Below are 14,509 nucleotides of genomic sequence, written 5' to 3'. Positions count from 1 at the left end.
AGCCAACCGACCGACCCACCCCAACCCCCTCCCTTCCAGGGAGGGGGGCAGATTAGCGCTCAGGCTCGACGGGAACGCTTTCCACCGGGACAACAGCATCCGACCTGGTCTCCACCTCACCCGTCTTGATCGCAACCCGCTGCGCAATCATCGGCCGCAACCGCACGCCGACACAGATCACCGTCGGCCACAGCAGCGTGTTGACGATGTCCAGCGAGGTATCCTCCCAACGCCAGGACCCGAAGTTAAGCCGGTCCATGATCTCGTTGAACGCCTCTCCGGCGACGACCACCCACCATGGAATGAACGTCCCGAACGACCGCCGCGTGATCAGCCGCGCGATCATCAACAGCGCCATCCCTGCATGAATATGGAGGATGATATCGGGCAGGCCGGTGCCGTCGCCGATCGCGTCGATCATCTGGTGATAGAGTTTGGGGATCAACGCGCTGCTCCAGGCCCGGCGATGCTGCCATGCAACATCGATCTATACGGGCCTCACTCTGGGGCGGCAATCGGCGGGGAAGATGCCCCCAGCATGAGCGGCATCAGATCGGCGATGGTCGAGTCCAGCCAGGCGATGAACCGGTCGATCCGCGCGATTCGGCGGACGTCGCGGTGGACGACGAGCCAGAACGAGCGTTGGATGTCGACCGCGTCGGGCAGCACGCGGACCAGCCCCGGTACACGGTCGCCGATGAAACACGGGAGTATCCCGCATCCCGCCCCCCGCCGCGATCAGTTCGGCCTGCGCGACGATACTCGAACTGCGGATCGACGCATCGAGCCGCCCGTCGATCTCGGCCAGATAGCGCAGTTCGGGGGGCGTAGATCATGTCAGGCACATACCCGATCAGCCGGTGCCGCATCAGGTCCGCGGTGGTCGCGATCGGTCCGGACCGCGCGAGGTGATCGGGATGCGCGTAGAGGCCGAGGTGATAGTCGGTGAGTTTTCGCGCCACCAACGGGCCACTCTTTGGCCGCGCGAGCATCACCGCGATATCCGCCTCTCGCCGCGACGGGTTGAGGAACCCTGTCGACGCGATCAGGTCGACCGCGATCCGAGGATGCTGGTTGGTGAACGACGCGAGACGCGGCGCGAGGATGCGGCTGCCGAAGCCTTCCGAGACGCTCAACCGGATCGGCCCGGCGAGCACGCCTGCGTCGTTGCCGACGACTTCCTGGATGCCAAGCGCGGACGCCTCCATCGTTTCGGCATGGTCGAGCAGCGCCGCGCCGCGTTCGGTCAGCGCGTATCCGGCGACGGTCTGTTCGAACAACGTCGTCTGGAGTCGCCGCTCCAGCCGTTGCAGCCGCCGCGAGACCGTCGTCGCGTCCTGTCCCAGCAGTTTTGCGGCAGGCCCAAGCCGGTGCGTGCGCGCTAAAGCGAGGAAATACCGGACGTCGTCCCAATCCATGAACGCCTCACCCTATGCTGCATATTCGCAGAGCGATTCTGCAAACAACCCTGCTTGGCTGCGAAACGCTTATGCCCGACGGTGCGTGCAACAAGAAGAGGATGCCATGCGGACTATCGAGAATTTCGTTAGCGGTGCGGCCAGCACGGCCGAGCGCTTCGGTGATGTATTCGACCCGAATTCGGGCGATGTGCAGGCGCGCGTGCGATTGTCGGGTGCGACCGATCTGGATGCGGCCGTCGCCGCGGCGCAGAAGGCGCAGCCGGGGTGGGCGGCGACCAATCCGCAGCGTCGCGCGCGCGTGATGTTCGAGTTCAAGCGGCTCGTCGAGGCGAACATGGACGAACTCGCGCGGCTGCTCTCGTCCGAGCACGGCAAGGTGATCGCGGACTCGAAGGGCGACATCCAGCGCGGGCTCGAGGTGATCGAGTTCTGCTGCGGCATCCCGCACATCCTGAAGGGCGAATATACGCAGGGCGCCGGGCCGGGGATCGACGTCTATTCGATGCGCCAGCCGCTTGGCATCGGTGCGGGCATTACGCCGTTCAACTTCCCGGCAATGATCCCGCTGTGGATGTCGGGCGTCGCGATCGCCACCGGCAATGCTTTCATCCTCAAGCCGTCCGAGCGTGATCCGTCGGTGCCGGTGCGGTTGGGCGAATTGTTCGTCGAGGCGGGGCTGCCCGAGGGCATCTTTCAGGTCGTCCACGGCGACAAGGGAAATGGTCGATGCGATCCTCGATCATCCGGCGATCTCGGCGGTCAGCTTCGTCGGATCGTCCGACATCGCGCATTACGTGTACCGCCGTGGCGTCGAGGCGGGCAAGCGCGTCCAGGCCATGGGCGGCGCGAAGAACCACGGCATCGTCATGCCCGACGCTGACCTCGACCAGGTCGTCGCGGACCTGTCGGGCGCGGCGTTTGGCTCGGCCGGCGAGCGTTGCATGGCGCTGCCGGTGGTGGTGCCGGTGGGCGAGAAGACCGCGATTGCCCTCCGCGAGAAGCTGATCCCGGCGATCGCTGCTTTGCGGGTTGGTGTGTCGACGGACAACGACGCGCATTACGGGCCGGTGGTGAACGCGGCACATCGCACCCGCATCGAGAACTGGATCCAGACCGGCGTCGACGAAGGTGCGGAACTGGTGGTCGATGGCCGCGGGTTTGCGTTGCAGGGGCATGAGAAGGGTTTCTTCATCGGGCCGTCGCTGTTCGATCACGTGACGACGGAGATGTCGGCGTACAAGGAGGAGATCTTCGGGCCGCTGCTCCAGATCGTCCGCGCGGCCGATTTCGAGGAGGCGGTGCGGCTGCCGAGCGAGCATCAATACGGCAACGGCGTCGCGATCTTCACGCGCAACGGCCACGCGGCGCGCGAGTTCGCGGCGCGGGTGAATGTGGGCATGGTGGGCATCAACGTGCCGATCCCGGTGCCGGTGGCGTATCATACGTTCGGCGGGTGGAAGCGCTCGGCGTTCGGCGACACCAACCAGCACGGGATGGAAGGCGTGAAGTTCTGGACCAAGGTCAAGACGATCACGCAGCGCTGGCCGGACGGGTCTGCACTGCCGGCGATGGCTGAGGATGGCGGGCCGGCGCGCAATAACGACGCGTTCGTTATCCCGACGATGGGGTGAGGGATGCTGCCCTCCATCTCCCGTCATCCTGGACGTGATCCAGGATCCAGAATTACGAGGCGCTACGCCCGTGGCTCTGGATCCTGACTTTCGTCAGGATGACGGGGGGTGGGCTGGATAGGGGATCAAAACCCCAATCTTCGGCTAGATCGCGCCACGTAGGATTGTCGGTTTCGATCAATTCGATCTTCCACGAGCGCTTCCAGACCTTGAGCTGCTTCTCGCGGGTAATGGCGGCTTCCATCGTGTCGGCCATCGCGAACCACACCAGTTGGTTCACGCCGTATCGTTTTGAGAAACCATCGAATGTCCCCTCGCGGTGCTGAACGATCCGTGCCATCAGGTTGGACGTCACGCCGACGTACAGCGTTCCGTTGCGCCAGCTCGCCATGATATAGACCGCCGGTTGCCTAGCCATACCATTCCCCCCAAGTCGCCATCCTGACGAAAGTCAGGATTCAGAGCCACCAGTTTTGGCGTTCCTGGCTCTGGATGCTGGGTCGAGCCCAGCATGACGGAAGAGAGACCTATGACCAACCAGTTCGACCTCACCGACGACCAGCGCGAGATCCAGGACCTCGCGCGCCGCTTTACCGCCGACCGGATCACCCCGCATGCGGCCGAGTGGGATGAGAAACACATCTTCCCGCGCGAGACGATCAAGGCCGCAGCCGAGCTCGGCTTTGCGGCGATCTACGTCAGCGAGGAGAGCGGCGGGATCGCGCTGGGACGGCTCGAGGCAGCGTTGATCATGGAGGCGATGTCGTACGGCTGCCCGTCGACGTCGGCGTTCATCAGCATCCACAACATGGCTGCGTGGATGATCGACCGGTTCGGATCGGCTGCGGTGAAGGACAAGTATCTTCCCAGCATGGTAACGATGGACCGGCTGAGCAGCTATTGCTTGACCGAGCCGGGGTCGGGTTCCGACGCGGCGGCGTTGAAGACGCGCGCGGTTCGCGATGGCGACGACTGGATCGTGACGGGTTCGAAGCAGTTCATCTCGGGGGCAGGCGAGAACGAGGTGTATGTCACCATGGTCCGCACCGGTGAGGACGGGCCGAAGGGCATCTCGTGCCTGGTGATCGAGAAGGACATGCCGGGCGTGTCGTTCGGCGCGAACGAGAAGAAGCTCGGCTGGCATTCGCAACCGACGCGGCAGGTGATCTTCGACGGCGTCCGCGTGCCGGCGGCGAACATGGTCGGCGGCGAGGGCGAGGGCTTCCGGATCGCCATGATGGGGCTCGACGGCGGGCGGTTGAACATCGGCGCGTGCTCGTTGGGGGCGCGCAGCGGTGTCTCGACGAGGCGATTGGTTATACCAAGGATCGGAAACAGTTCGGGAAGGCGATCGCGGACTTCCAGAACACGCAGTTCATGGTGGCGGACATGGCGACCGAATTGGAGGCGGCGCGCGCGTTGCTTTACATGGCGGCTGCGAAGGTGACAGCGAACGCGCCCGACAAGACCAAGTTTGCGGCGATGGCGAAGCGGCTCGCGACGGATACTGGTTCTTCGGTGGTCGACCGGGCGTTGCAGCTGCATGGCGGCTATGGGTATCTGCAGGACTATCCGATCGAACGCTTCTGGCGCGATCTGCGCGTGCATTCGATCCTCGAGGGGACGAACCAGGTCATGCGGATGATCGTGGGTCGCGAGTTGACGCGGCAGTGAGTCCGCGCAGCTTTGCTCATTCCTTCTGCTCCGCGCCTCCGCGTCTCCGCGTGAATCAAAAATTTTTTTCACGCGGAGACGCGGAGGCGGGGGAGATGGTGCTTTGGAGGTGACCGCGTGACCGATGATCTGATCGTCGAGAGTGAAGGGGCCTGTCGGCCGGATTCGGTTGAACCGTCCGAAAGCCCTTCACGCGCTAAATCTCGATATGTGCGAGGGCGTGCTCGAAGCTCTGGAAGCTTGGCGAGGCGATGCGGCCGTTGAGGCGATCGTGGTCGATCATGCCGAGGGACGTGGGTTCTGCGCTGGCGGCGATATCCGGATGCTCGCCGCGTCCGGTGCGACCGACGGCGTCGAGGCTCGGGCGTTCTTTCATGCCGAGTATCGGATGAACCATCGGTTGTTCACCTATGCCAAGCCGATCGTCGCCTTCATGGACGGGATCACGATGGGCGGCGGCGTCGGGCTTGCGTTACCGTGCCGGTTTCGCGTTGCGACCGGGAACACGAAGTTCGCTATGCCCGAGACCGGGATCGGGCTGTTTCCGGACGTTGGTGGCGGCTGGTATCTGTCGCGGTTGCCGGGGCGGATCGGGCAGTATCTCGCGCTGACCGGGCACCGGCTCGATGGCGCGGAGTGTCTCGCGCTCGGGTTGGCTACGCATTTTCTCGTGAGCGATACGCTCGACACTGCCAAGGCGCGGATTGCGGAGGCGCCGCAGGATATCGCGGGCGTTCTGGAGGCGTTGGCGACGTCAGCACCCGACGCGAAGATCCTTGCGTGGAAAGACGACATCGACCGGCTGTTCGCGTCGGATGTCCTGGAAGAGATCTACGCCGCGCTCGACGCCGATGGTGGGGAGTGGGCTACGCAGACGCTCGCGACGCTGAAGACCAAGTCGCCGCAGACGATGAAGGTTTCGCTCCGCCTGCTCCACGAGGGCGCGGGGATGGCGAGTTTTGCGGACGAGATGCGGCAGGAATACGCGGTTGGTGCGCATGTCGTGCAGCGGCATGACTTCATCGAGGGCGTGCGGGCGGTGATCGTCGACAAGGACAATGCGCCGCGCTGGGATCCGGCGACGCCCGAGGATGTGACCGATCATGTGATCGACCAGATCTTCGCGCCGTTGCCTGAAGCGGAAGCGTGGACGCCGGGCTGACTCGTCATCCTGACGAAAGTCAGGATCCAGGGTTACAGATGACCACATGTGTGGCTCTGGATCCTGGATCGAGTCCAGGATGACGTAGTAATTGGAGAACATGATGGCCGAATACGAAACGATCCTGGTCGAGCAGCGCGGTGGCGTTACGCTCGTCACGCTGAATCGGCCGCAGGCGCTGAATGCGCTCAATTCGCAGGTGCTCGCCGACCTGATCGCCGCGTTTGCCGCGTTCGATGCGGACCCGTCGCAAGGGTGCGCGGTGCTGACCGGCTCGGCCAAGGCGTTCGCGGCGGGGGGCGGACATCAAGGAGATGCAGGCGCAGGGCTTCGCGGAGATGTACGCGAGCAACTTCTTCGCGGGCTGGGAGCATTTCACGCGGACGCGCAAACCGGTGATCGCGGCGGTCTCGGGCTATGCGCTCGGCGGCGGGTGTGAGCTGGCAATGATGTGCGACTTCATCCTCGCCGCGGATACCGCCAAGTTCGGCCAGCCCGAGATCAAGCTCGCGGTGTCGCCCGGCATGGGCGGATCGCAGCGGCTCACGCGCGCGGTCGGCAAAGCCAAGGCTATGGAGATGTGCCTGACCGGTCGTATGATGGACGCCGCCGAAGCCGAGCGCGCGGGCCTCGTCTCGCGGATCGTGCCGGCGGACGAGCTGGTCGAGGAGGCGGTGAAGACCGCGGCGACGATCGCCACGATGGCGCCGCTGGCGGTGCTGGCGAACAAGGAAATGGTCAACGCGGCGTTCGAGACTGGCCTCGCGATGGGCGTCCAGTTCGAGCGGCGGTTGTTCCACGGGCTGTTCGGCACCGCGGACCAGAGCGAAGGCATGGCCGCATTTGTCGAGAAGCGCGCCGGGACCTGGACGGGGAAATAATCTGAATTCCCCCCCGCTTGCGGGAGGGGTCAGGGAGAGGGGCCTGCCGCGACCACGCGCGACATATTTGCGGCACTGCCCTCCCCCAACCCCTCCCGTGAACGGGAGGGGAGTAGAATTGAGGAGAGAGAACATGGCACGGATCGGTTTCATCGGGCTCGGCAACATGGGCGGCGGGATGGCGGCGAACCTCGCCAAGAAGGGGCATGACGTCCGCGCGTTCGATCTGAGTGCGGACGCTCTGGAGAAGGCGAAGGCCGCGGGGTGCCTGCCCGTCGCGTCTGCTGCCGAGGCCGCGGACGGTGCCGAGGCGATCGTGACGATGCTCCCCCGCCGGCAAGCATGTCGCCGAGGTCTATGATGCGCTGTTCGCCGTAGCGTCGCCGTCCGCGATCCTGATCGACTGTTCGACGATCGACGTCGCCACCGCCAAGCAGGTCGCCGCCGCCGCGCAGGCCAAGGGCCTCGTCGCGGTCGACGCGCCCGTCTCTGGCGGGATCGGCGCGGCGAATGCGGGCACGCTGACCTTCATGGTCGGTGGCTCCGGCGGAGGCCTTCGACCGCGCGCGCGTCATCCTCGCCGACATGGGCAAGGCGGTGATCCACGCCGGCGCGAACGGCGCGGGGCAGGCGGCGAAGATCTGCAACAACATGATCCTCGGCGCGACGATGATCGCCACCTGCGAGGCGTTCGTGCTGGCGGAGAAGCTCGGGCTCGATGCGCAGGCGTTTTACGACATCGCGAGCGTGTCGTCGGGGCAGAGCTGGTCGATGACGACCTATGCACCGCTGCCCGGCATCGGTCCCGATACGCCTGCCGATCACGACTATCAGGGTGGTTTCGCGGCGGCGCTGATGCTTAAGGACCTGCGGCTTGCGATGGCGGCGGCAAAGGACACCGGCGCGGATACGCCGATGGGCGCGAAGGCCGCCGAGCGTTACGAGGCGTTTGCCGAGGCTGGTCAGGGTGGGCTCGACTTTTCGGCGATCATCCGAACGCTCTGAGCCTCAGAGGAAGCGGATCAGCATCAGCAGCAGGCCGAGGATCGACACCGTCCAACACAGGCTGCGGACATATTTGATCCCGAACAGGTAGAGCGGGATGTACGCGATCCGCGCACCGAACCAGAGCCAGGCGCCGATCGCACCCAGTCCGCCGGTGCGATCGGTGACCGCCAGCCCGAGCGCGAGCGCGACGAAGACCGGGTAGGTTTCCTGGAAATTCTTGAGCGCACGTTCGGCGCGGCCGGCCATTTCGCCAAGCGGCTTCTGCTCGCCGTCGCGGGGGCTCGCGTTCCAGTCGAGCCCACGGTCGCGCGTCGCGGTCTGCCCCTGGATCATGACGTAGGCGAACAGCAGGACCGTCGACCAGCCGAGCAGCAGCAATTCCGTAGGCAAATGCGTCATGATCGATCTCCGCTAGGGCAGCGGGTGTCGAACGCTGCTAGCGTGCTTGTGTTGCAACCTTGATCTGCTGATCGGCAAGCGATTGGCGGGCATCGTGCTCGCGATGAAATGCGCGGTCGGCATCGTCGATCGCGCCGAGCAATGCGCCGAAGCAGGGGGCATCGTCGATCGGATAGACGCGCGACAGATCGTGGCCCAACGCAAACACGTCGCGTTGCGTGAGAAGTCCGATCGCGACGATACGGTCTGGGTCGGACATGTTAGGCTCCCGTGATGCAATATAAGTTAACGCGCTCTACGCGTTAACGGTACCGGCCTGTCGCGAAAACACGCCCAGCGGAGCGTCAACCAAGGCCGAGCCGCTCGCGCGCCTGCCACCGGGCCATCATCAGCACCGACACCACCGCCAATCCGGTCGCCAGCCCGGTCCAGATACCGACGCCGCCCCAGCCGCGGGCAAAGGCGAGCCACGCGCCGACCCCGATGCCGATCCCCCAATAGCCGATCGCAGCGAAGATCATCGGCACCGTGGTATCCCCCAATCCGCGCAACATGCCCGCGCCGATTACCTGCGCGCCGTCGACCACCTGGAATATCGCAGCAACCGCGAGCAGCGAGATCGCCAGCGCCACCACTGGTGCGTTGGCGGGCGCGTCGACGTCGAGGATGATGCCGATCAGCATTTGTGGGGCGAGGATCAGCAGCGCGGCGGTCAGCACCATGAAGGTCTCCCCGATCGCGAACGCCGCCCAACCTGCACGCCCTATGCCGGCGCGGTCGCCACGCCCTGACGCCAGGCCGACGCGGATCGTCGCCGCCTGCGCGATGCCGAGCGGGACCATGAAGGTGACGCTGGCGATCTGGATCGCGATCGCATGCGCGGCGAGCGGCACGGTGCCGAGCAGCCCCATCAGGAACACCGCGGCGATGAACACGGTGGACTCGAACCCGAGCGTGATCGCGATCGGCAGGCCGAGTTTCCACACGGCACGGTATCGCGGCCAGTCGGCGCGCCAGAACCGGCCGAGCAGGCGGTAGCGGCGGAACGGCCTCGCGTAGACGATGACGGTGGCCATCGCGACGAAGCTGAGGCCGTTGGCGATGCTGCTCGCCATCCCCGAGCCGAGCAAGCCGAGCGCGGGGAGACCGGCGTGGCCGAAGATCAACAGCCAGTTGAGCCCGGCGTTGACGACCAGCAGCCCGACCATCACCACCAGCGACCAGGCTGGCTTCTCGAGTGCGGCGACGAATGCGCGTAGGACGAGGAAGCAGAGGCTGGGCAGCATTCCCCACATCACCGCGCGGACGAACCTTGCGGCTTCGTGCGCGAGCAGCGGATCCTGGTCGAGCAGGTGGACTAGGATCGGCTCGGCGTTCCACAGCACGATCCACGAGGGGATGCAGAGCGTGGCGGCGACCCAGATCGTCTGGCGCACCGTTCGGCGGATATCCCGTACCGCGTGGGGCCGTGCGCCGCGCTCGCGTGCGATCATCGGGACGGCGGCGGTAGTGAGGCCCATCCCGAAGATCAGGAAGACGAGGTAGAGGTTGAGGCCTAGCGTCGCCGCCGCCAGCGTGTCCGACCCGAGCCGCCCGAGCATCGCCACGTCGGTTGCGCCGACCAGCGCCTGGGCGAGGTTGGTCGCAACGAGTGGCCAGGCGAGTTTGAGCGTGGCGGCGAACTCGGTGCGCCAGGGGCGGGGCGGGGTGGACGTCATGCGGTGGCTTTAGCCGGGTTGGGCGGCTTGTCGATTGCTCCCGTCGATCCTCCCCCGGGAGCGGGGGCGTTCGAGACGACGGAGGGGGGAGGAAACGCAACGGATGTCATCCATGCCGCCCCCTCCGTCAGGCGAGTGCCTGCCACCTCCCCCTGGCGGAAGAGGATCGATAGGCACAAATTCGGTGCGAACGGCACGAGTCGAATTGCCCAACGCTTCCCAACCACTCCGTCATCCTGACGAAAGTCAGGATCCAGGGTAACGAACGTCGTCCGGTTTGGCTCTGGGTCCTGACTTTCGTCAGGATGACGGGTGCAGTTTGGCGCACGCTGACGTCCGACCCCACGCTGGTCTCTATTCTACTGCATCAACCCGGCAGCGCGGAGGGCGTTCTCGATCGTCGCCTGGATACCGGCGGGGGGCTTCGGTGCGGGGCTTTGCCGCAGGTTTCGGCGAGACGGGAATGGCGATCTTGGCGACGCGTTCGACCGAGGCCGGCTTGGCCGCAGTTTCCACCCCTCGCCGCCGCTAGCAGGCCCCAGGACTTCGCGATCACCGCCGTGCTCGAAAGTCCGACATCGAGCATGAACGGTCCCGCAACCCCCAAGCGCTCACCACGCAATGGATCGATCGGCGTGCCGTGGCCCATGCCCGGGACGGTCCAGTCCTCGACGACATCGCGCCCTTCCGCGTCCGACCAGATCCGGTGGACGGCGGTGCCTACCCGCTCCGTGCGCATCGCTTTGGCGTCGACGCCGTGAACGCCGCGCCATTGCCGCGCGATCGTGTCCGCGTTCGCCACGCTCACCGTCGCGTCCGCGCCGCCGTGCCAGATCGCGAGCGTCGGCCAGCGTCCGTCGTGGCCACGAGCGCCGCTGCGGACCATGTCGACCAGCGCGGTATCGCTGGTGTCGCCATGCCCGCGCATCCGGTCGAGCGCCTGCGAGACGCCGGTCGCGGTGCCGTAGGCGAGCCCGCCGATCACTGCGCCACCCGCGAACAGGTCCGGGCGCGTGACCAGCATCGCCATCGTCATCGCGCCACCCGCAGACAGGCCGGTGACGTACACGCGGCTGCGGTCGAGGCCGTGGCGGGCGATCATCGTCTCGGTCATCTGCGCGATCGATTCCGCCTCGCCGCCGGCCTGCGCAGTGTCCTCCGAGGCGAACCAGTTGAAGCAGCGGTTGGGATTGTTCGCACGCGTCTGCTCGGGAAGACCAGCGCGAAGCCCGCGCGATCGGCGAGCTTCGACCAGCCTGAACCGTGGTCATACCCGGCTGCGGTCTGCGTGCAGCCGTGGAGGACGACGACCAGTGGTGCGTTCGCCGGCAGGTCGGAGGGAATGTAGCTGAAGCCGAGCAGCGCACCTGGGTTGGTCCCGAACTCGGTCAGCGGCGTCAGGCGGCTCGACGCGGTCTCGCGCGGCGTCGGAGCTCCGGCGTGCGCCATGCGGGCAAGGGTATCAGCGATGTTTCTCACGGTAATCGAGCCTTTCGTCGCCAGCGTACTCGGCCGCGATCTAATCTCAACGTCGCAAGTACATCATTTGTTGCTGCAGTGCAGCAAGAACGTCAGTGTCAATGCCCGATCGTGTCGCATGCTTCGGCGATCGCGGCGTAGATCCGGTCTAGATCGGCGTCATCGATGCAATAGGGGCGGCATGACGTAGACGGTGTTGCCGAGCGGGCGGAGCAGCAGGTCGCGCTCGCCGAAGAACGCGAGCAAGCGCGGGCCGATCTGCGACAAATAGCCGTCCTCGCCGCGGAGTTCGACCGCGGTGATCGTGCCGATCTGGCGCGCGTTGGCGATGCGGGGGTGCCGGGCGAGGGCCTCCAGACGCGAGGCTTGGCGCGCGGCCAGGTCAGCGACCCGCTCGCGCACCGGTTCGTCACGCCAGATCGCTAGGTTCGCATTGGCGGCGGCGCAGGCGATCGGGTTGGCGGTGTAGCTCGACGAGTGGAAGAACATCCGCGCCCGGTCGGTGCCGTAATGCGCCTGGTAGATCGCCTCGGTCGCCATCGTCACCGCGAGCGGGATCGCGCCGCCGGTCAAGCCCTTCGACAGGCACAGGATATCGGGCACGACGCCCGCCTGTTCGCAGGCGAGCAAGGTGCCGGTGCGACCCCAGCCCGTCATCACCTCGTCGGCGATGAACAGGACGTCGTGCGCTGCGCAGATCCGTCGCATCTCGGCGAGGATGTGCGGCGCGTAGATGTGCATTCCGCCGGCGCCGAGCAGCAGTGGCTCGACAATGAACGCGGCGGGATGCTGAGCACAGGCGGCGTCCAGCGCGTCGAGCGTCGCCTGTTCGTGCCCGGCGGCGGGGAAGGGGATCGTGCCGACGTCGAACAGCAACGGCGCATAGGCGCAGTTGTACACGCCGCGCGCGCCGACCGACATCGCGCCGATCGTGTCGCCGTGATAGCCGTGTTCGAGCACCAGGATGCGGTGGCGATCCTCGCCGCGATCGAGCCAGTAACCGAGCGCCATCTTCAGTGCACACTCGACGCTGGTCGAGCCTGAGTCCGAGAAGAAGACTCGCGTAAGGTCCGGCGGCATGATCGCGGTCAGGCCGCGCGCGAGGTCTTCGGCGGGCTGGTGCGTCCAGCCGGCGAAGATGATCTGGTCGAGCTTGCCCGCCTGTTCGGCTATGGCGGCCATGATCTTCGGGTTGGCGTGGCCATGCGTCGTGACCCACCAGGACGAGATCGCATCGACGATCCGCCGTCCGTCCGACGTGTAGAGCGCGGCGCCCTCGGCATGCGTGACGAGCGGTATCGGTTCGCGCAGGCCGTGCTGCGTGAACGGGTGCCAGACGGGGGAGTCCTTCACCGGAACGCCTCCAGGTCGAAGTTCGCAGCGAACGCCTCGGCCAAGGTCGCCGCGTTCAGCAGATCGAGGCGGGGCAGGCGACCTAGCCTCCTGACCTTGCCGAGCGCGGCGATCGTCGCCTCGCTATCCTCGACCGGATCGCCGACGAACGCGATGCCGAAGATCGGTACGCCGCGGCTGCGCAGTGCCTCGATCGAGAGCAAGCTGTGGTTGATCGTGCCGAGCCCGGTGCGCGCGACGAGCACGACCGGCGTGTTCCACCGCGCGAACAGGTCTGCGAAGATCAGGTTTCGTGTGACGGGCACCATCACGCCGCCCGCGCCCTCGACCACCAGAGGGCCATTGACCTCTGGCAGCGCAAGCCGGTCCGGATCGATCGTCACACCGTCGATCTCGGCAGCGAGATGCGGCGAGCACGGCGTCGTCAACCGGTAGGCTTCGGGCAAAACATGGTCCGGAGGAACGCCGAGCGTCACGACCGATGCTGCGTCGCTGCCATCTGCCAGCCCGGCCTGCACCGGCTTCCAGTAGCGTCCGCCGAGTGCCGAGGTGAGCCCGGCGGCGAACACGGTTTTGCCGATATCGGTGTCCGTCCCGGTAACGACGATCGTCATCGCAATGCCTCTTCCATGACAGCTCCCAGAGCTTCGATATCCGCGATCGTCGCGTTGAGCGTCAACGATATCCGCAACCGCGATCCGCCTTCGGGCACGGTCGGCGGCCGTATCCCGCGCACGTCGAACCCCGCCGCCTGGATCGCGCTGGCGACCCGCATCGTTCGCGCGGCGTCTCCCAACGCAAGCGGCAGGATCTGAGAACCCGTCGCCACGACGCCGTATGGTGCAAGCACGCGCTCCGCCGTGGCGACCGACGCCCAGAGCCTCTCCCGGCGCGCCGGTTCGTCCGCAACGATCCGAAGTGCCTCGCCGACCGCTAGCGCCATCAGCGGCGATGGCGCGGTCGAGAAGATGAACCCGCGCCCGCGATTGACGATGAACTCGCGCATCGTCGTGGGGCCGCACAACAGCGCTCCCTCGCATCCCAGTGCCTTGCCGCAGGTTCGCAAGCTGATGACGTTCTCGCGCCCGTCGAGTCCCTCGGCCAGTCCGCGGCCATCGGTGCCGAACACGCCCGTGGCATGCGCTTCGTCGATCAGCAAGATCGCATCGTGTCGATCGGCAATCTCGGCCAAGGCCGCCAGCGGCGCGCGGTCGCCGTCCATGCTGTAGAGGCTCTCGACCGCGATCCAGGCGCGGCCGGTGCCACCCGATCTGCGCCAGTCGACGATCGCATCCTCGAATGCGTTTGCATCGTTATGCGCAGCGGCGGCGAAGGTCGCTCGCGTGAGACGCATGCCCTCATGCGCGCTGGCGTGGATCAGCGCGTCGTGGACGATCAGGTCGCCGCGTTGCGGTAGCGTCGCGAACAATATCGTGTTCGCGACGTAACCGCTGGCGAAGAACAACGCCGTCGCGGTGCCGAAGAAGGTGGCGGCGTCCGCTTCGAGCGCCTCGTGCTCGGGTGCATTGCCACGGAGCAATCGCGCGCCCCCCGGAGCCGACCGGCACGCCGCGTCGCAGGGCATCGACCATGGCGCCGCGCAGTCGGTCCGACCCGGCCAGCCCGAGATAGTCGTTCGAGGCGAAGTCCACGCCCTGTCGCGGGCGAAGCGATCGGTACCGGTCCGCTGCGGTCAGTGCGGCGAGGTCTCGTTCCTGAGCGGCGAACATCATCGCGACGCCCTAACCGCAACGCGCGGCGAAGACGATCCCCGCCATGTGAT

The 14,509-nt window shown here is 66.2% G+C and carries 7 protein-coding genes and 8 pseudogenes; 5 read left to right on the top strand and 10 right to left on the bottom strand.

The window, feature by feature from the left end; all coding sequences use genetic code 11:
• Positions 1–52: 52 nt before the first annotated feature.
• Positions 53–421: a hypothetical protein gene (locus tag NHF48_RS10520; RefSeq protein ID WP_263816837.1), complete on the bottom strand. Its 369-nt coding sequence runs from the start codon at positions 419–421 to the stop codon at positions 53–55.
• Positions 422–498: 77 nt separating this feature from the next.
• Positions 499–1,418: pseudogene (locus tag NHF48_RS10515) on the bottom strand (LysR family transcriptional regulator).
• Between the two features lie 106 nt (positions 1,419–1,524).
• Here NHF48_RS10515 and NHF48_RS10510 point away from each other — a divergent pair.
• A pseudogene (locus tag NHF48_RS10510) lies at positions 1,525–3,052 on the top strand (CoA-acylating methylmalonate-semialdehyde dehydrogenase).
• A gap of 52 nt (positions 3,053–3,104) precedes the next feature.
• On the opposite strand, the gene NHF48_RS10505 reads toward NHF48_RS10510, so the two are convergent.
• A complete protein-coding gene (locus NHF48_RS10505) occupies positions 3,105–3,470 on the bottom strand; it encodes a GIY-YIG nuclease family protein (protein ID WP_253071071.1) in 366 nt (121 codons plus the stop codon).
• Positions 3,471–3,581: 111 nt separating this feature from the next.
• Between NHF48_RS10505 and NHF48_RS10500 the strand changes: the two are divergent.
• The 4 genes and pseudogenes from NHF48_RS10500 (at position 3,582) to mmsB (ending at position 7,774) form a co-directional block, all read left to right on the top strand.
• Positions 3,582–4,726: pseudogene (locus NHF48_RS10500) on the top strand (acyl-CoA dehydrogenase family protein).
• Between the two features lie 169 nt (positions 4,727–4,895).
• Positions 4,896–5,888, top strand: coding sequence for an enoyl-CoA hydratase/isomerase family protein (locus NHF48_RS10495; protein ID WP_263816836.1), 993 nt, complete (start codon positions 4,896–4,898; stop codon positions 5,886–5,888).
• A 103-nt stretch (positions 5,889–5,991) separates the two neighbouring features.
• A pseudogene (locus tag NHF48_RS10490) lies at positions 5,992–6,769 on the top strand (enoyl-CoA hydratase).
• A gap of 133 nt (positions 6,770–6,902) precedes the next feature.
• A pseudogene (mmsB, locus tag NHF48_RS10485) lies at positions 6,903–7,774 on the top strand (3-hydroxyisobutyrate dehydrogenase).
• A 3-nt stretch (positions 7,775–7,777) separates the two neighbouring features.
• On the opposite strand, the gene NHF48_RS10480 reads toward mmsB, so the two are convergent.
• The 7 genes and pseudogenes from NHF48_RS10480 to NHF48_RS10450 all read right to left on the bottom strand — a co-directional run bounded on the left by NHF48_RS10480 (position 7,778) and on the right by NHF48_RS10450 (position 14,459).
• The gene (locus tag NHF48_RS10480; RefSeq protein WP_253071069.1) at positions 7,778–8,176 is read right to left on the bottom strand and encodes an MAPEG family protein; all 399 of its coding nucleotides are present in this window, start codon (positions 8,174–8,176) and stop codon (positions 7,778–7,780) included.
• 37 nt (positions 8,177–8,213) lie between these two features.
• On the bottom strand, positions 8,214–8,435 hold the full coding sequence (locus NHF48_RS10475) for a hypothetical protein (RefSeq protein ID WP_136191053.1): 222 nt from the start codon (positions 8,433–8,435) through the stop codon (positions 8,214–8,216).
• An 85-nt stretch (positions 8,436–8,520) separates the two neighbouring features.
• The gene (locus NHF48_RS10470; protein WP_253071068.1) at positions 8,521–9,894 is read right to left on the bottom strand and encodes an MATE family efflux transporter; all 1,374 of its coding nucleotides are present in this window, start codon (positions 9,892–9,894) and stop codon (positions 8,521–8,523) included.
• A 367-nt stretch (positions 9,895–10,261) separates the two neighbouring features.
• Positions 10,262–11,343: pseudogene (locus NHF48_RS10465) on the bottom strand (extracellular catalytic domain type 1 short-chain-length polyhydroxyalkanoate depolymerase).
• A 128-nt stretch (positions 11,344–11,471) separates the two neighbouring features.
• Positions 11,472–12,726 (bottom strand): annotated as a pseudogene (locus NHF48_RS10460) (adenosylmethionine--8-amino-7-oxononanoate transaminase).
• Positions 12,723–13,340 carry a dethiobiotin synthase gene (bioD, locus tag NHF48_RS10455; protein WP_253071067.1) on the bottom strand — a complete coding sequence of 206 codons (618 nt, stop codon included), beginning with the start codon at positions 13,338–13,340 and terminating at the stop codon, positions 12,723–12,725. The pseudogene NHF48_RS10460 and the gene bioD overlap by 4 nt, the downstream one beginning before the upstream one ends.
• A pseudogene (locus NHF48_RS10450) lies at positions 13,337–14,459 on the bottom strand (8-amino-7-oxononanoate synthase). The gene bioD and the pseudogene NHF48_RS10450 overlap by 4 nt, the downstream one beginning before the upstream one ends.
• Between the last annotated feature and the right edge of the window lie 50 nt (positions 14,460–14,509).

This window comes from Sphingomonas sp. H160509 (assembly GCF_024124765.2).
Taxonomy (GTDB): domain Bacteria; phylum Pseudomonadota; class Alphaproteobacteria; order Sphingomonadales; family Sphingomonadaceae; genus Sphingomonas.
This window is presented reverse-complemented; position numbering and strand designations above follow the sequence as displayed.

Coding starts and splice junctions, on each gene's coding strand:
- NHF48_RS10475 (WP_136191053.1), bottom strand. CDS start 8,435: ATGTCCGACCCAGACCGTATCGTCGCGATCGGACTTCTCACGCAACGC.
- bioD (WP_253071067.1), bottom strand. CDS start 13,340: ATGACGATCGTCGTTACCGGGACGGACACCGATATCGGCAAAACCGTG.
- NHF48_RS10480 (WP_253071069.1), bottom strand. CDS start 8,176: ATGACGCATTTGCCTACGGAATTGCTGCTGCTCGGCTGGTCGACGGTC.
- NHF48_RS10505 (WP_253071071.1), bottom strand. CDS start 3,470: ATGGCTAGGCAACCGGCGGTCTATATCATGGCGAGCTGGCGCAACGGA.
- NHF48_RS10470 (WP_253071068.1), bottom strand. CDS start 9,894: ATGACGTCCACCCCGCCCCGCCCCTGGCGCACCGAGTTCGCCGCCACG.
- NHF48_RS10520 (WP_263816837.1), bottom strand. CDS start 421: ATGATCGACGCGATCGGCGACGGCACCGGCCTGCCCGATATCATCCTC.